At 42.5% G+C, this 17,833-nt stretch carries 18 protein-coding genes; 16 read left to right on the plus strand and 2 right to left on the minus strand.

Annotated features, from left to right (window positions below; translation table 11 throughout):
* Positions 1-50 precede the first annotated feature (50 nt).
* From Q0590_RS11025 to Q0590_RS11045, 5 genes are all read left to right on the plus strand, one after another.
* On the plus strand, positions 51-1,058 hold the full coding sequence (locus Q0590_RS11025; protein ID WP_302037592.1) for a polysaccharide deacetylase family protein: 1,008 nt from the start codon (positions 51-53) through the stop codon (positions 1,056-1,058).
* A gap of 144 nt (positions 1,059-1,202) precedes the next feature.
* Complete coding sequence (locus tag Q0590_RS11030) at positions 1,203-1,931, plus strand: response regulator transcription factor (protein ID WP_302037593.1); 729 nt, start codon at positions 1,203-1,205, stop codon at positions 1,929-1,931.
* 169 nt (positions 1,932-2,100) lie between these two features.
* Positions 2,101-3,072, plus strand: a complete 972-nt coding sequence (gene hemB, locus Q0590_RS11035) for a porphobilinogen synthase (RefSeq protein ID WP_302037594.1) — start codon at positions 2,101-2,103, stop codon at positions 3,070-3,072.
* Positions 3,073-3,180: 108 nt separating this feature from the next.
* Positions 3,181-3,669: a DUF4293 domain-containing protein gene (locus Q0590_RS11040; protein ID WP_302037595.1), complete on the plus strand. Its 489-nt coding sequence runs from the start codon at positions 3,181-3,183 to the stop codon at positions 3,667-3,669.
* 282 nt (positions 3,670-3,951) lie between these two features.
* Positions 3,952-4,446 (plus strand): hypothetical protein, encoded by a 495-nt coding sequence (locus Q0590_RS11045; protein WP_302037596.1) that lies wholly within the window; start codon positions 3,952-3,954, stop codon positions 4,444-4,446.
* 55 nt (positions 4,447-4,501) lie between these two features.
* Here Q0590_RS11045 and Q0590_RS11050 read toward each other — a convergent pair whose 3' ends face one another.
* Positions 4,502-5,140, minus strand: coding sequence for a SanA/YdcF family protein (locus Q0590_RS11050; RefSeq protein ID WP_302037597.1), 639 nt, complete (start codon positions 5,138-5,140; stop codon positions 4,502-4,504).
* Positions 5,141-5,396: 256 nt separating this feature from the next.
* Here Q0590_RS11050 and Q0590_RS11055 point away from each other — a divergent pair, with 256 nt between their 5' ends.
* The gene (locus tag Q0590_RS11055; RefSeq protein ID WP_302037598.1) at positions 5,397-6,527 is read left to right on the plus strand and encodes a tetratricopeptide repeat protein; all 1,131 of its coding nucleotides are present in this window, start codon (positions 5,397-5,399) and stop codon (positions 6,525-6,527) included.
* Positions 6,520-7,116 (plus strand): IMPACT family protein, encoded by a 597-nt coding sequence (locus Q0590_RS11060; protein WP_302037599.1) that lies wholly within the window; start codon positions 6,520-6,522, stop codon positions 7,114-7,116. Before Q0590_RS11055 ends, Q0590_RS11060 begins: the two co-directional genes overlap by 8 nt.
* Positions 7,117-7,196: 80 nt before the next feature.
* Here Q0590_RS11060 and Q0590_RS11065 read toward each other — a convergent pair whose 3' ends face one another.
* Entirely contained in the window at positions 7,197-8,540 is a 1,344-nt protein-coding gene (locus Q0590_RS11065; RefSeq protein ID WP_302037600.1) for an McrC family protein, read from the minus strand.
* Positions 8,541-8,852: 312 nt separating this feature from the next.
* Here Q0590_RS11065 and Q0590_RS11070 point away from each other — a divergent pair, with 312 nt between their 5' ends.
* The 9 genes from Q0590_RS11070 to Q0590_RS11110 all read left to right on the plus strand — a co-directional run bounded on the left by Q0590_RS11070 (position 8,853) and on the right by Q0590_RS11110 (position 17,778).
* A complete protein-coding gene (locus Q0590_RS11070) occupies positions 8,853-9,776 on the plus strand; it encodes a bestrophin family protein (protein ID WP_302037601.1) in 924 nt (307 codons plus the stop codon).
* 53 nt (positions 9,777-9,829) lie between these two features.
* Positions 9,830-10,528 (plus strand): carbonate dehydratase, encoded by a 699-nt coding sequence (gene can, locus Q0590_RS11075; protein ID WP_302037602.1) that lies wholly within the window; start codon positions 9,830-9,832, stop codon positions 10,526-10,528.
* A gap of 31 nt (positions 10,529-10,559) precedes the next feature.
* Entirely contained in the window at positions 10,560-11,033 is a 474-nt protein-coding gene (locus tag Q0590_RS11080) for a Dps family protein (RefSeq protein WP_302037603.1), read from the plus strand.
* Between the two features lie 273 nt (positions 11,034-11,306).
* A complete protein-coding gene (locus Q0590_RS11085) occupies positions 11,307-11,615 on the plus strand; it encodes a phosphoribosylpyrophosphate synthetase (RefSeq protein WP_302037604.1) in 309 nt (102 codons plus the stop codon).
* A 10-nt stretch (positions 11,616-11,625) separates the two neighbouring features.
* Positions 11,626-11,895, plus strand: coding sequence for a glutaredoxin family protein (locus Q0590_RS11090; RefSeq protein ID WP_302037605.1), 270 nt, complete (start codon positions 11,626-11,628; stop codon positions 11,893-11,895).
* Between the two features lie 56 nt (positions 11,896-11,951).
* Positions 11,952-13,358, plus strand: a complete 1,407-nt coding sequence (locus Q0590_RS11095) for an ATP-binding protein (RefSeq protein ID WP_302037606.1) — start codon at positions 11,952-11,954, stop codon at positions 13,356-13,358.
* Positions 13,359-13,444: 86 nt separating this feature from the next.
* Positions 13,445-14,854, plus strand: coding sequence for an ATP-binding protein (locus Q0590_RS11100; protein ID WP_302037607.1), 1,410 nt, complete (start codon positions 13,445-13,447; stop codon positions 14,852-14,854).
* 42 nt (positions 14,855-14,896) lie between these two features.
* Positions 14,897-16,558 carry a response regulator gene (locus tag Q0590_RS11105; protein WP_302037608.1) on the plus strand — a complete coding sequence of 554 codons (1,662 nt, stop codon included), beginning with the start codon at positions 14,897-14,899 and terminating at the stop codon, positions 16,556-16,558.
* A gap of 5 nt (positions 16,559-16,563) precedes the next feature.
* Positions 16,564-17,778 (plus strand): hypothetical protein, encoded by a 1,215-nt coding sequence (locus Q0590_RS11110; protein WP_302037609.1) that lies wholly within the window; start codon positions 16,564-16,566, stop codon positions 17,776-17,778.
* The last annotated feature ends 55 nt before the right edge of the window (positions 17,779-17,833 follow it).

The following is a 17,833-nucleotide window of genomic DNA, read 5'->3' on the forward strand; positions in this document are numbered from 1 at the left end:
ATACATTCTGCCGTATTAGTTGTTGTTTGCTCCTTCTCCTTTTCTTACCTATGACTGCTAGCTATGCACAAACTGAACAAACGTATGCAGAAAAACTGGGGTGGAAAAAAGGCGACCGGGTAATTATTCTGCATGTAGATGATGCCGGCATGTCCTATGACTCTAACCTGGGAGCCATTAAAGCAATGGAAGAGGGAATAGCCAATTCTGTGAGTGTGATGATGCCCTGCCCTTGGGTACCAGGTTTTGTAAAATATTTAAAACAACATCCAAGCGTAGATGCGGGTTTACATTTAACGTTAACTTCGGAGTGGCAGGATTACCGCTGGGGGCCGCTTACCGGTAAACCTGCTTCCCCAGGCCTGGTAGATAAAGAAGGTGCCTTGTGGCCAAATGTGGCGCAAGTCGTGCAACATGCTTCTCCCGACGAAGTGGAGGCAGAAATACGGGCACAGCTGGCTCGTGCACAGGAAATGGGCTTTGAACCTACGCATATGGATTCGCATATGGGAACCTTGTTTGCTTCACCGGCTTTTATGGAGCGGTATATCAAAGTAGGCATTGAGCACAAAATACCGGTTATGTTCCCCGGCGGACATAATACAGCCATTTTTGCACAACTGGCCGAAGAAGCCGTAGCCGATGGCCAAATAAAGAAAGGGCAAGCATTTCCTCCGGCTGCACAAGCCAGCCAGTTCAGGCAAGCCGGCCAGATGATCTGGCAAGCAGGTTTACCAGTATTAGACGATCTGCATAACACCAGCTACGGATGGAAACTGCCTGCCGGGGTAAAGCCTACCAACGAAAACCTGCGGAAAATGAAAACGGAGAAATACATTCAGTCTATAAAGGCGCTAAAACCAGGAGTAACGATGGTAATTATGCATTGTACAGCTCCAACAGAAGTATTTCAATATATTTCAGGTTCTGGCGAGTCACGTAAAGGAGATATGCTGGCCATGATGGACCCTGCCTTAAAAAAAGCCATTGAACAGGAAGGCATTATTTTAACTACCTGGCGGGAATTGAAACAACGCCGCGACAAAGCAGGTAAATAATGAATATTGACAAATGATGAGAGATTAACCTTTATGGGATTTAGCCTGTCGGCCGGGTACACTTGGTTATTGTTAAAAGATGTTAAATTCTACGTTCTGTTGGCTTTTGTCAGTATCTTCGTTGAGGAATAGAGAGATATCCGTATGAACAGCTCTGCAACAAAAATACTCCTGGTAGAAGATGATCCGAATCTGGGCCAGTTGCTGCAAGAATACCTGGAAATAAAAGGCTTTGAAACTACCCTGGCCAGAGATGGGGAAAAGGCATTTACGTATTACCAGCAAAACCACTATGACCTGTGTATTTTTGATGTGATGCTTCCCAAAAAAGATGGCTTTTCCCTGGCAAAAGAAATCCGGGCTTCAAATAAGCAGATTCCCATTATTTTTCTCACCGCCAAATCGTTGAAAGAAGATACGCTGGAAGGATTACGGATTGGTGCAGATGATTATATGACCAAACCTTTTAGCATGGAAGAGCTGCTTTTACGCATGAAAGCCATTTTGCGCCGGTCTGGTCAGTCAGGCGAAACTACGAAAGACACGAAACAATTTACCATTGGCCAGTATACTTTTGATTATGAGTTTCAGACATTGGCTATCAAGAACCAGTCAGTAAAACTGACCTCTAAAGAATCGGAACTCTTGCGGCTGCTGTGCCTGAATCTCAATCATACCCTGGAAAGATCTATTGCCTTAAAACATATCTGGCAGAACGATACCTATTTTAATGCCCGTAGCATGGATGTATACATTACCAAGCTCCGCAAATACCTGAAAGACGATCCTTCTATTGAAATAGTAAATGTACATGGAACCGGATATAAACTCATGGTTCTGAATTCTCTGGATCTGCCTCCGGTAGACAAGTAAACTCAACCTATTCAGTTCTCACGAAAGCCATGTCACCGGGATATGGCTTTTCTTTTTTCCACAGTTTCCGTAATAGCTACCTGATAAAGGTAAAGTTTTCTAATTTTGCAGAATACAAAGGTATTTATTTGTATGCCTTTCCATTTTATACTTTTGACCACCACAGCTTATGCTTAGAAGACCCAGAAGAAACCGCAAATCCCCAGTAATACGTGCCTTAGCAGAAGAAAATACCCTCTCTGTCAATGACCTAATATTTCCTTTGTTTCTGACAGCCGGAGAAAAGAAGAAAGTAGAAATTGGCTCAATGCCTGGAATTTACCGTTTCTCCTTAGACCAGATGCTGGAAGAAATACATACCTGTATGGAACTGGGCATTAAAACCTTTGATGTATTTCCGCATATTCCCGATGACCTGAAAGATAGCTACGCCAAAGAAAGTTACAACCCGGACGGTTTATACCTGAATGCCATCCGCACCATAAAAGAACAGATGCCGGAAGCCTGCATCATGACCGATGTAGCGATGGATCCCTACAGCTCCGATGGCCACGATGGCCTGGTCAAGAATGGCGAAATATTGAATGATGAAACCCTGGAGATACTAGGAAAAATGGCCCTAGCACAAGCCCAGGCCGGTGCCGATATTCTGGGCCCTTCCGACATGATGGATGGCCGGGTAGGCTATCTGCGGGAACTACTGGATAAAAAAGGCTTTACCAACGTCTCTATTATGTCGTACACGGCCAAATATGCTAGCGCCTTCTATGTGCCATTCCGTGATGCCCTGGACTCTGCTCCTAAGTTTGGTGATAAAAAAACGTACCAGATGAATCCCGCCAACAGCCGCGAAGCCCTTATAGAAGCAGAACTGGATTACCAGGAAGGAGCGGATTTTCTGATGGTAAAACCTGCCCTAGCCTATTTGGATATTATCAAATTGCTCAACCAGAACTTTGACATTCCGATAGCCGCTTATAATGTAAGTGGCGAATACGCTATGATTAAGGCTTCTGCGCAACGGGGCTGGGTAGATGGCGAACGTGCTATGCTGGAATGCCTCATGAGTATGAAGCGGGCAGGAGCCAAAATTATCCTAACTTATTTTGCCAAAGAATTCGCCTTACTTAGCAGAAAATAACTAATAATTAAAACCTGATCAACAGAGGATACGCTAAATATTGATAGCTTTACGTCCTACTAGTTCTCTATAGAGTTAAAACGAATTTTATTTATAACAATCCCGATTATGTTACAGAGAGTGCAATCTATATTTTTGTTTGTGTTAGGTGTGTGCATGATTTTAAGTATCGTATTTCCCAGCTGGCAGAAAGCTGGCAGTCAGAATGGGGAAGTGGTTACGTTGAATGCCTTGTCATTAGAATTTGTGCAAAATGGGGAAGTAGCCGCCTCCACTCCTACGTTTTATATTGCAATACTCGCGGTAGGCTCGGCCCTGGTAGCCTTTTATTCATTAAGCCAATTTAAAAACAGGTTAACCCAAATCAAACTCGGTGCCCTCAATTCTCTGCTCATGGCAGGCGTGCTTGGACTCATTTTATATTTCTCCCGCCAGGGTGAAGATCTATTGCCACAGGCCAACCAGACAGCCGCCGGATTTGAAAATTATGAAGCCGGATTTTACCTGGTCGTTATATCCATGATCTGCAACATTCTGGCTAACCGCTTCATCCGCCGCGATGAAAACCTGGTGCGTTCAGCAGACAGAATGAGGTAGTTTAGTTTTACTATCTATAAGAAAAGGTGATGTCAAGGCATCACCTTTTTTGTTCTATAATTATTGATCATATTAAGTAGTAGAACTATCGATTCATTTACACCAAAAGGTTAAGTTAATCAGAACAATGTGGAAGAAACTTTTTCTATTTTTGGTCTTATTTAGTTGTAATCCCTATGATAAAAACACTTTTTTATCTAAAGCAGAGAATTTACATTCTTTCCAAATATTTTTCCAAAATCAATTTTTCCCAAGCCTATTGATCGAGAAATGATTATTAATATGAAAGATTACAAAAATTTTGGAGATTTTCGAAAGGCACTAAATGATTCAATATGTAAAAGCAACAAAGGGAGTTTTGAAGAAATACATTTACAATTAACGATTGATAACAAGAAACTAACTATTCCTTTGATGCAACCAATTTGTGAATATGGAATATTTGATTGGAAAGATAGAAATAGATTAACAATAACAAGGTATGATGATAGTAAGAATTTAGAAAAACATCTCTTAAACTACGATAAGAATAGAACATATTCTCAACATCCTCGCGATGCTTTTTTATTTATTAATCTAACCGATGAAGAAAAGATTGAAAGTCTCAATAAAATTATTATAGGCATTATTCAAGAGTATGCTTTTATTATTAACAAACAGTGCCAACGAAAGTACAAAAAGGCTTATGAAAAATGTTCAGAAGAAGAATTAAACGCAATTTTAAAAGAGATTCCATTGCGGATAAAAACAAGAGAGACAGAAAGTGGATTTTTATAAAATCATTGGTGTAAAGAAACTTGGTGTAGCCAACATAAGAAATAAGGTATGATATTTACTGGATTTCAATTTTCTCACCCAAAAATTTGGGCTGCTGATCCAGTATATATAAGTCGATAAACAATTTTACTCTGGCTAATATTTCCCGTACATTCGTTTTAAAACCTGCCGCTTTGTTTACGTCCTTGGCATTGTAGCCTATGGCTTCTATCTGATGATGGCGGGCAATAAAAACTGCCCGGGCATTATGAAACTTCTGAGAAATAATCGTTATCTTATTCTGCCCAAAAATTTCTTTACAACGAATTACTGAATCAAGGGTGCGGAAACCGGCGTAATCCTGGTATATGCGATTCTCCGGGATACCATGTTCCATTAATGCTTCCTTCATATCCTGCGGCTCATTGTAATATCTGGTACTGTTGTCTCCACTAATAATTATCCGGTCTATTTTACCAGACTCATACAGTTCTACAGCTGCTTTTATCCGGTTGTAAAAATACTGATTCGGCATTCCGTTAGACAATTTTTTGCTGGTCCCCAGCACGAGCCCTACTTTATTATGTGGTGTTTGGGCTGCAGACTGAAAAAGATAGGGAGTGGTAGCATACCGTACCTGCCAATTGCAAAACAGCGTAACAATGCCGGTTAGTAAAACCAGAGCAGCTATAGAGTAAACTATTTTTCTTTTCAAGTGATAATAGATTAGCTGATAAAGATAAGCTAGTAGAGCTATATGAATTTAAGAGAAAACAAGTTGAACTTACATACCCATGCATCTGGCATTTCTGCTTATGTGACAAATGCATGAACATAGCAATAATATAGCCTTGCTTCTGCCAAATTACCGTATGTTATCTTACATAACCAATTATCAAGAAAACGTTCCTTTGCCTACCTAATTACGTATAGCTTTTGTATTTCTACCAGATCTGCTTCAACTTTGCAAAATGAAGTTTAATGTACATGCAGTGGTGATATTCTTTGGCCTGTTTCTGGCTTTTTTTTCTGTACAGGCACAACTTTTAACAGATACCCTGGCTCAGCAACAAATAAAACAGACCTTAGATAAAATTTATAATTTTGAGTTTGTTGAGGCCGAACGTATGATAGCAATGGTAGAAAAGCGGTATCCCCGGCATCCGGTTTCGCCTATGCTACAGGCATTATATAGTTCCTGGAAACATTTTCCGATGGACCCAAAATCGCAGGCATACAGCACGTATCAAACTTACTTGCGGGAGGCGCTGGAAAAAACCAAAGCCACTTTCGGTGAAGATACCAACCATCCGGAAGGAATATTCTTTGCCCTGTCGGCCCATAGTTATTTGTCGCTGGTGGCGGCCGAAGAAAAAGACTATATGAAAGCCCTGGGAGAGGCAAAAAAAACGTATGCTTTTATGAAAAAAGGGTTTGAGCTGATGAACAAATTTCCGGAATTTTTCTTTTCTACCGGCTTATATAATTACTATGTGGTGCAATACCCGGAAAACCATCCGGTAGTAAAACCATTTATGTTTTTCTTTACCGATGGAAACAAGGAACTAGGGCTGCAACAAATGGAGAAAAGTATTCACCGGGGTATTTTTTCCCGGACAGAAGCTTGTTACTGGCTGGCGCATATTTACATAAAACATGAACTCAAACTTCAGAAAGCCCTTCAGTATACACAACTGTTGATCAATAAGTACCCGGCAAATACACAGTATATTATGCGGCATGCTGAGATGCTGGTAGCCAATGGAAAATACGAACAGGCACAGCCGTATATACAACAGTTGCTGGCACAACCAAATAAAATGTTTCATGGCGCAGCCTATGTTTTCCAGGGAATTATTCAGGAAAAAGGCACAAAAAACCATGCCCTGGCCAGGCTCAATTACCAGAAAGCATTTACTCTGGGAACAAATGACAAACGATACACCAAAGATTATTACGCCCAAGCCTATGCAGGCTTAGCCCGTATTGCAGACCAAGAAGGGAATAAACAACGAGCCAAGGAAAACTACAAAAAATCCCTGGAGTTAGCCGAATATGAATCGACTGTCCGTGAAGCCAAAAATTACCTAAAAAATGCCTGAGCCAGATACGTTTCTTACCATTGCCTTTCCGGTAGAAGGGTTGTATAAAGAAAAAGGCAGCAAATTTATTGCACTAGCGTATCCGGTAGCTTCTGAAGAAGAAGTAAAAGAACTAATAGCCCAGGCAAGAAAACAATACTATGATGCCCGGCACCATTGCTATGCCTATATGATAGGTGAACAAGGCCAACACTACCGGGCCAACGACGATGGTGAACCCTCCCACTCGGCTGGTGATCCTATTCTGGGGCAAATCCGTTCCCGGAACCTAACACAGGTTTTGGTGATAGTCGTGCGGTATTTTGGGGGAACAAAACTGGGGGTTGGTGGGCTCATTCATGCCTACAAAACCGCTACTGCCGATGCGTTGGATAAAGCTGCCATCCTACAAAAAATAATTCCTGCCCAGGTAATTGTTCATTTCGGCTACGACTGGATGAATGCAGTAATGAAACTGGTGAAAGATTACGAAATGGATGTTATCTCTCAGGATTTCACAGATACTTGCCATATCCGTCTCTCTGTGCGGAAGAGTCTGGTAGAAGAAGTAAAAGCTAAATTTGCCCTACTGGATGTGGAAGTAGCTTAATAGATTTATTCTATCGTTGATTAACCTTTTGCTTTTGCCTCATCTATTTGAAGAAAGCTAACATTTTTTCGACAATTATTTTATTCCACCTTTTTTAAAATAGCTTCAAATTTCTTTTTCAATAATGGAGTGAGTACATCCACTACCGATTCGCCGGTCAACTGGCTATTGTTAGGCATCATTACAGGAATCAGGTGTAAATGAACATATATAATTTTTCCCGCTAACGCATCCGGTATTTCCAGCGTAACTTCTTCCGCCTGGCCGGTTTGAGGATAAATTATATGCACCTCTGTACAGTTCCGGCTAACGGCATAAGCCACCATCTGGTACAAATCGCTGTGCTGCAACTGGCTAACAAGGGATTGCGATCCGGCATCTATACATTTGTACTTCGTATCCAGGATGATTCCCGAACCTGGCACCCAAATATCATTTCTGATGTGCAGAATCCGCTTCCCTTGATCACTGGCAAACGTATGTACAGCTTGCACTTCTGGCTGCAACTCAGGAAAATGATGTGCAATAAACCCTGCTACAAACTCTTCAAATACCCGTTCCATCGGCAGTAAAAAAGAAAAGCAGATACCATTTTCTTCTGGTACCTTCAATCTTTCGTTTGCTAAAAAAAACCGGCACATCTGCACTATATTCAGGTGATCTTCGTGCAGGCGGTTGATGTAGATATTATCACAATCTGTATACGCAAAATGCTGATCGCTTACTTCCTGCAATAAAAACAATAAGGCTGTTAACCATTCTCTGGAATGTTCAGAGGCTAGAGGAAGCAAACGGGAAACGGTATATTTTACCAGACGGTTAAACGTATTATCGTACACAAAGGGAGCATGCCGGGTATATAATTCCTGCCACTGACCGCTACTCAAGGTATGACGTACATACTGAGCTACATCCAGTTTACCTTTCATATAGCCAGTGGGCTCTCGTACTTCCTGGTAAGCCTGGTAGGGTCTTTCGGTCAGTATTTTTTCTGCATACGCCGCAAACCAGTGAATAAGCAGTTGTAGCATATTTTGTTGGCCTCCGGTAGTTAAACCATTCCAGCTGAAGGGAAAGCGGAAGCTATTCCCATAAGATAAATAAAACAACAAATGCTCAAATACCTGGTTTGCCGTAAAGGCTTGGCTGGCAAAAATTTTTGGAAGCAGCTGCACATGCAAAGAATTGTATTGCACAAATCCTGCATAATTACGGGCTTGCATATCCCGCCCATCGAATTTCAGCATAGCCTGGCCCTGGTGCCGAAGATCAGTTTCCTGTTCTTCACTCAAGACTTCGTCTATGTCAGGTACTGTGGTATAGAGATTCCGGTGACTCCATACCTCCCTTAGGTATGCTTTAAAAGCTGCCAGGTCTACTCCCTCAGGCAAAGTTTGATAAGCACCAAATTCAAAAAGCTGCATAGTTAAAGATGAATGACCCATAAGTACTCATAAGTAGGTCCGCTGCCCACCGGATTATAGTCAACCACTAGTAGCTACCCGACCATGTCTACAGAATATTAGCCAATGGCGATTACCTTTGTAGCGGATGTAGACCATTTTGTTATTCAATATTTTTTCCTAACTTGACCGGGCTAATTTGCCAGTATTCCATACGCCTATTCTACTTAGGTTGCGATTACTGCTGTATTTCTATAACAGGCTCAATGGTCTATGTATGGCCAATGAAAATCACTTGCAAATTAGCGTATCCTCAGTTTTTCACAAGCATTTATGGTTATTTACGATAACAAAGAGTGGATAGAAACAATTGTTAATTTCTACAGAAGTTATATTATCCGTCAGATATTCAGAAGTACGCTGTTGGTAGGGCTGATTACGGCGGTTTTATCCTTTATTGTAATGGAGGTATTGCAGCTCCAGATTAAGTTTCATTCCAATGTATTCTCCCTGCTGGGCATTGTCTTAAGTATTCTGCTCGTGTTCCGGACAAATACCGCCTACGACCGTTGGTGGGAAGGCAGGAAGTTATGGGGAGGTCTGGTAAACAACAGCCGGAATATGGCCTTAATGGTGCATAGTCTGCTGGAAGGCCAGGCTACCGAAGACCGGAATTTTTATGCCAAGCATATTGCCAACTTTGCCATTGCCATGAAAGAACACCTGCGGAAAGGCGTAAAACTGGAAGAATTGCACCACCTGGACCCGGTAGAACAGAAAATATACCAGAGCAGGCAGCATATTCCTAACCATATTATCTCGCAACTCTACGAGCGCACGCAGCAATTACAAAAGAACGGCACCATTTCCGGATACGATGCTATTCCACTCAAGACACATCTTCAAGCCTTTACCGATATTCTGGGAGCTTGTGAACGGATTAAAAAAACACCCATTCCTTTTTCCTATAGCATATATATTAAGACCTTTATTATGCTTTACACGGTAATATTGCCTTTTGGCTTGTTGGAAGAGTTCGGTTATTATACCATTTTACTGGTCATGTTTATTTTCTATGCATTTATTGGAGTAGAGCTGATGGCCGAAGAAATAGAAGACCCTTTTGGACTGGACTGCAATGACTTGCCTACCGGTAATATAGCGACTACCATAAAAAATAATACCTATGAAATATTATGTCTGTATGCAGAAGTAGAAAAAGAAGATGAAAAAGAGTTGTATGAAAAAGTATTCTAGCTAAAACTTTTGTGCTTCATCCAAAAAATTCACCTAAACCCTTATAAACTCCTATGCTATCATCTATTCAACGCCTTATTGACAATAACAAAGAATGGGTACAGGAAAGGCTCGCCATTGATCCAGACTTTTTTGAAACCTTGTCGCAGGGGCAGCACCCCAAATACCTGTGGATTGGCTGCTCAGATAGCCGTGTACCACCCAATGAAATTACCAAAACATTGCCCGGCGAAATTTTTGTGCACCGCAACATTGCCAACCTGGTGGTGCAAACAGACATGAACCTGCTAAGTGTAATTCAGTATGCGGTAGATGTATTGAAAGTAGAACACATTATTGTGTGCGGCCACTATAAATGTGGGGGCGTACATGCAGCTATGCATAATCAGCAGTTTGGCCTGATTGACAACTGGCTCCAGCAGATCAAAGATACCCACAATTTTTACTGGCACTTTTTAAAAGACCTGGATGAGGAAAAGCGGGAAGAACGCCTGGTAGAACTAAGTGTCGTACAGCAGGTATACAATCTGGGCAAAATAAATACCATACAAAACGCCTGGCGTACAGAAAATCGTCCATATTTGCATGGCTGGGTGTATAATATAAAAACCGGAACAGTTATTCCACAAACCCCCATGATCAACAACAATGAAGGGATTGACCAGATTTGCCGCTTTGCCAACTCACAAATTGCTTTTAAACAAGGCTATCTGGAACCTTCCTACGAAGAGGTAACCAGGATACCCTCTTAACTTTTACGTACCGAAATAAATTTTTATCACTATGAAAATAAATATTGGCCTAGAAGAAAAAGACCGTACCGGGTCAGCCACCATCCTGAATCATTTATTATCCGATGAATTTCTGCTCTATACCAAAACCCGTAACTACCATTGGAATGTGACTGGCCGCGATTTTTACGAGCTGCATAAGTTCTTTGAAATTCAATACGAAGCCCTGGATGAAATAATGGATGAGGTAGCCGAACGCGTGCGGGCCTTAGGTTCTTTTGCATTTGGGACCATGGAGCAGTTTAGCAAGTTCAGCCGGCTGAAAGAAGCAATCAGCGATGCCCCTTCCACTGGCAGTATGCTGCAAAACCTGCTGAACGACCACGAGACGATTATCCGCCACCTGCGGGAAGACCAGCAAACAGCCGCTGAAAAATACCATGATGCCGGCACCAGCGACTTTCTGACAGGTCTAATGGAACAACACGAAAAAATGGCCTGGATGCTACGGTCTTTCTTATCTTAAATCATGTTTAAAAATTTTATTTGGAATAGAAACAAAATTAGAATGAGATGCAAGATAGAATAATATTCCATGAGCGCAGGCCTGAAAAAACTGCGGGCCATGCGTAGGCTTAAAGCGGGGAAGCGTTGTTTTTTCTAGATTTTTCTTTGTTACTTCTTTGTAGCAATGACAAAGAAAGTAAGATGCCATGCTGTAAATCATAATGTTAGTTCTTTCTTATTAAATTTTAAACATGCTCTTAAGTACTTACCCTCAAACAAACCCTTACCTTCCATGAAACAATTTAAAACCTTGACCGATGCCCTCACAGACCTCCGCGAAAGAGGCTATGTATATGATTTTAACCTGGCTGAAAATTGCCTGGCATGTAAAGAATTAAACTTGATGCTGCACCCTGAGCAGTTTGCCATTAAAGAGTTTTACCGGTTTGAAGGCATGACAGACCCGGCAGACAACGCTATACTGTATGGCATAGAATCAAATGCCGGGGTTAAAGGAGTACTGGTAAATGCCTATGGCTTTTATGCTGATACCATCTCATCAGATATGGTGAATAAACTACGTACGGTTCCTAACGAATAATGCTACATCCATGGATTCTATAAAACCTACCCTTTACGGCACAGACTGGTGCCCGAAAACCACCGGCTTCAAAAATTATTTTCAACTGATAGGCATACGCTACGATTATTACAATGTAGAAAAAGACCCGGAAGCCGAACAGGCAGTAAAAGACATGAATGGCGGAAAAATAAAGTTTCCGATGGTGGTTGTGGGCGAAAAAAAGCTAAAAAATCCTTCTATTCAAGACCTGAACATCGCCTTAAACAGCTATGGATTGCTTAGCCAGCAAACGGAGTAATACTACCAGAAGCAGGCTGTGCATGTACAACAAACTACTAAACATCCAACCACCTTATGAAGCTAAAACAACTGGAGAATATAGATCTTTTTGCAGACCTGAGTGAGGAAGAGCTGCTCTGCGACATCCATGGCGAAATGGTAGAATATAAGGCCGGGGAGCAAATGTGGCTGGAAGGAGACGAGGCCAAGTATTTTATGGTTGTGCTGGAAGGCACTTTTCAGATATACCGCATAATTAAAGGCCAACGTTTGTTTATCAGCACTTTCACCAAAGGCATGACCGGAGGTGAACTTCCCTTGCTGGCCGGCACGCCTCATCCTGGCAACGCGTCTGCTATGACGGATGTTAAGCTGTTTCGCATTGATGAAGATAATTTCTGGCAGATGCTTGGCGACTGTGTACCCGTACGGAAGAAGATTCTCAAAAATATGGCTAACCGCTTACAAGAGATCAATTTATTGTCTTTTCAGCGGGAAAAACTATTGTCTTTGGGCACAATGGCTGCCGGGCTGGCACATGAATTAAACAATCCCGCTTCGGCTGCTAAGCGGGCCTCCCAGAATCTGCTCTCTACGCTGGATGAATTTGACCACCATTCTACAGAAATGTTGAAATCTTCTATGTTCAAAGTACCTGACCGGCCAGGCTTTTTGTTCCAACCTATCCGCGATATCATCAACATAGATATAAAGCTCAGTTCCCTGGAACGTAGCGAACGCGAAGACGACCTGATTGACTGGATGGAAGAACTGGGGCTGGACGAAGCCTGGGATATTGCCTCTATGCTGGTAGCCGTGGGATTTACCAAAGAAAATCTTTCTACGTTTTGTGAACAGTTGCTGCCCGAACAAGTACCTAATTTTCTGCGGTGGATGCATAAGGAAGTGGAAATGCGCCTGTTGTCGCAGGAGTTAACGATTAGTACAACGCGAATCTCGGATCTGGTAACGGCCATTAAGCAGTATTCCTATATGGACCAGAACCTGCAAGAAGCGCAGAAAGTAAACATCCATGAAGGCATAAACAGTACCTTGATCATTCTCAACCATAAACTTAAGACCAAGCGAATTCAGGTAATAAAGGAGTATGATGAAGGAATACCTTTGGTAGCCGCTTATGGAAGTGAACTAAACCAGGTATGGACTAATTTGATAGATAATGCCATAGACGCTGTTTCAGAAGGGGGAACCATCAGCATCCGGACATATATAGACGATACCTGCATGGACACACACTCAATTGCCGTAGCCATTACCGACAATGGCATTGGCATCCCCAAAGAAGTGCAGGCTCGGATTTTTGAGCCTTTTTTCACCACCAAAGGAGTAGGGAAAGGCACAGGCCTGGGGCTGGAAATAGCACACCGGATTATTGTAGGGCAGCACAAAGGAGACATTGAAGTAAGCTCTGAACCTGGCCATACCACGTTTACCGTTTATGTGCCGGAAGAAGTGAAATAACTAGCAGCAACAGCCAACTAACGCTTGCCTTTGCTATACCTATAATACTGTTTGTATGGCACAAGGCTAATCTTCCTCTATGCTTTATGACACACGTATCTGATAAAACTATATTAGACCAGCTTCAGGAAATCCCAACCTTTAATGGGTTGCCGGAAGACCAGTTACACTGGTTTGCTAAACATACCAGAATAGTTGAATTACAGGAAGGCGATAATCTCTTTAAAAAAGGAGAACCCGCAGATCATATGTGGGTGATTCTGGAAGGTAAAATTCAACTGCTGCTGGAGCAAAATGGCCAGTGGCTTCCGGCCTTTACCATTAATAAAGGCGATATTACCGGACTTCTCCCCTTCTCTCAGCTAAAAATAGCTGCTGGCACTGCTATAGCCGCCACCCATGCTACCATTCTGGGTTTTCACCGCGACGATTTTCCTGAATTAGAACGCATAAGCCCCGAACTTACCAGACGCCTAGTAGTTGTAATGACTAGCCGTATCCGGGAATTTACCAAATCTCAGGAGCAACGGGCAAAACTCCTTTCGTTAAGCAAACTATCCGCAGGTTTGGCGCATGAACTGAATAACCCGGCTTCCGCAATAGCCCGGACCACAGGCGAATTAGGTAAATGCATGGCTAAATTGCCGGCCTTAGTACAACAGTTAACTAATCACCAGTTAACAGATGCCGAATTTAGAGAAGTGACGGAATTGATCCAGACAAAAGCCCGGCAATTGCTGCCTGTATTATCCAGCTATCAGCAAAGCGAAAAAGAAGAAGAACTGATAAACTGGATGGATGCCAAAGAAATAGAAGAAAGCTGGTGTCTGGCAGAAACGTTTGTCCGTTCGGGAATAGATATAGCTGATCTGGAAACGATTGCTGCACAAACTCCGGCAAAAGCTTTATCTGATATACTAGCCTGGCTGGAAACCACGCTGAATATGGGAAGTCTGGTAAAAGAAATTCAGGAAGCGTCCACCCGGATTTCTGGTATTGTGAATAGTGTAAAAGTCTATACACACATGGACCAGGCCTCCGACAGGCAATGGGTAAACCTGCATACAGGCATTGATACCACCTTAAGCATGCTTAGCTATAAGCTAACAAGCAAACAGATTCAGGTACAAAAAAGGTATGCCGAGGACTTACCTCAAGCCAGAGGAATTATTACCGAACTAAATCAACTCTGGACTAACCTGATTGACAATGCCATTGATGCCATGGATACAGGGGGCATACTGGAAATTTCTACACACAAAGAAGGCAGCTTTGCTCAGGTACAAATAACCGACAATGGCACTGGCATTCCTCCGGAAATTATCTCTAAAATATTCGACCCATTTTTTACGACCAAAGAAATAGGCAAAGGTACTGGCCTCGGCTTAGATATTGTAAACCGTATTGTTCAGAACCATAGTGGAACAATCCAGGTAGAATCTATTCCTGGCCGTACGCAATTCACTATTACCTTTCCTTTGGAGAGTGAGCAGTAAAGTAAGTAATGAAGTACTTTGTATGACCTTTTCCTTAACCCTATGAAACCACCGATTATCCTTGTTATAGACGACGATCCGCAAGTATTACGTGCCATCGAACGCGACTTACGCAGCAAATACCGGAAAGATTACCGTATCTTAAGTGCCTCATCTGGCAATGAAGCTCTGCAAACGGTGCAGGAATTGAAGCTGCGAAACGAAGAAATAGCGTTATTCCTTTCCGATCAGCGGATGCCCGGCCTGCAAGGGGTAGACTTTTTGCAGCAAGCCAAAACGCATTTTCCTGCCGCTAAGCGGGTTTTACTTACGGCCTACTCTGACACCAACGCTGCTATAAAAGCCATAAATGATGTGCAGCTGGATTACTATTTGATGAAACCCTGGGACCCGCCGGAAGAAAAACTGTATCCAATAATAAACGATCTGTTAGACGAGTGGCAAAGCACCTACCGCCCCGATTCGCCAGGCATACGGGTAGTAGGCTATCAATGGTCCCCTCAATCGCACAATATTAAAGACTTTCTGGCAGGTAACCTCATTCCTTTTGCCTGGCTGGATGTAGAAACCAGTGATAAAGCCAGAGAACTGGTCCAATTAAGCGATCTTGAGTTAAAAGACATGCCGGCTATTTTCTTTGAAGATGGCTCTTTTCTGGCCCGCCCGGATATTATTTCAGTTGGCAACAAAATAGGCCTGAAAGCACAAGCCTCAGAAAAATTGTACGATGTAGTCATCATTGGAGCTGGTCCGGCCGGGTTAGCGGCTGCCGTGTATGGAGCTTCCGAAGGATTGAAAACCTTGCTTATCGAACGGCGGGCACCTGGCGGGCAAGCAGGTACCAGTTCCCGCATAGAAAATTACCTGGGTTTTCCCACCGGATTAAGTGGTGCCGAACTCACCAGACGGGCTATTACGCAGGCTACCAGATTTGGAGCAGAATTCCTATCTCCCCAGGAAGTAGCTAACATTACGGTGAAAGATGGCTATAAAATTATACAACTAAGCGACGGCACAGAAATAAATGCCCGCAGCGTAGTAATTACCACCGGTGTAAGCTACCGGCAGCTAGGAGCCACAGGCGAGGAAAACTACACTGGCGCCGGGGTATATTATGGGGCAGCTACTACTGAAGCCTACGCCTGCTCTGATCAGGATGTATATGTAGTGGGTGGCGGAAACTCTGCCGGACAAGCTGCTATGTATCTTTCCAAATATGCCCGCAGTGTACATATTCTGGTCCGCAAGCCAGATTTAAGCTCGACTATGTCGCAGTACCTGATAGATCAGATCAACAGCACAAAAAACATTGTAGTTTGTGGCAAAACGATAATAACCAAAATGCAGGGAGATGGCCGCTTAGAAGAAATTGTGATACAAAATATAGAGAACGGTGCTACAGAACTTGTAAAAACGAATTCTGTTTTTATTTTTATTGGCGCCAAACCATGTACCGAATGGGTGCAACTGGACCTGATCCGCAACGAGAAAGGCTATATTGAAACCGGCCGGGATCTACTCAGGTTTGATTTTTTCAAAAAGAAGTGGAAACTTGATAGAGAGCCTTTTCTGCTGGAATCCAGTATGCCTGGTATTTTTGCAGCAGGCGATGTACGGGCAGGCGCTATGAACCGCATTGCTTCAGCCGTAGGCGAAGGAGCTATGTCTATTAAGTTTGTACACGAATACCTGGCAGAGCCGTAGCATCTATGGAGCTATTAACTGATGAGAAGCAGAAACAAGAACAGGAGTGGCTGGAGCAATTGCAAAGAAACAGCTGGGAACCTGAAGTTATTATTTCCGGTATAATTCTGGCTTTCATCTTTGCTTTCCCGGCGCAGGTATACGAGTTTGCCATCCGTATTATTCAGGATTATGGATTAAAGTACCTGGGAGCCTGGCTGGTACTGATCTATATTTCACAAGTAATCAATGTATTTAAGATCTTCTTTATTCTGCACCTTGGCTTGCGGTTTGCATGGGCCGGGTTGCTGGGGCTAAGTTATGCCTTTCCACGAGGAGTTATCAATGAAAACCTGTTTAAAAACGCCAGGCATTATACCTATTCCCGGCCTTCCGATATGGTGTTGAAGCTGGAAAGGATTTGCAGTATGACGTTTGCTTTTCCGCTTATGCTGGGAATAGTGTTTATCGTTATTTCCTGTTACCTCAGTTTGCTGCTTCTTATCCATAAAGTTTTCAACCTCAACTTTTTTGTCATCTACCTGATTTTTTTAGTATCCGTAATGGCCTTTAGTGCCCTTGCGTTGATTAACAAAAAATCGAAAGTAAGAGCTAAATTTGCCAGAACAATTTTTTCCAGTGTGCAGGCTATTTATCAGAGTAACCTTGGAAAATGGTCTATTATAAGTTATACCTTCTTCATTATCTTCCTGACATTTCCTTTTGTCAGGATAGACATTCGGGACTTTTCCTTGTATTTTCATGAAACCGACCTTAATGAAGATCAGCTGGAATGGCCTAACAAAGCATGGTATTTTGATTCTCATAAAGAAGCAGATAAACGGTTCCCCAGAGTGTTATTGCCTGCTGAAGAAATTTCCGGCAAGTTCACGGTAGTCAGTCTGGCACACTTTGCAGAGGATCAAGAATTTGTCCAAGCCCTGAACACTTATCATCAATACAATCTGGATACACTAGGCTGGAAAAAGATTCAATTACCAACGGATCTGTATAGATTTTATGTAAATGACTCCCTTATCTCCCTCTCCGGCTGGAAAAAAACACGAATGGCAGCATCTAATCAACGGGTGTATCAAAGTATACTGGATCTGTCTACGTTGCCTGCCGGAGCGCATGAGGTAAGAGTAGAAAAAGTGTTAGCCAGGCAATCCATACTGAATTTAACGACCGAGGTAAGATTACGGAAAAACTGGGCAAAGTTCAGCTTTATTAAACGATAGAATTTTTCCGGCTCACCAACTTACATAACAAAAAAGGCAAGCTATCTGCTTGCTT

This window comes from Rhodocytophaga aerolata, assembly GCF_030503435.1.
GTDB classification, from domain to species: domain Bacteria; phylum Bacteroidota; class Bacteroidia; order Cytophagales; family 172606-1; genus Rhodocytophaga; species Rhodocytophaga aerolata.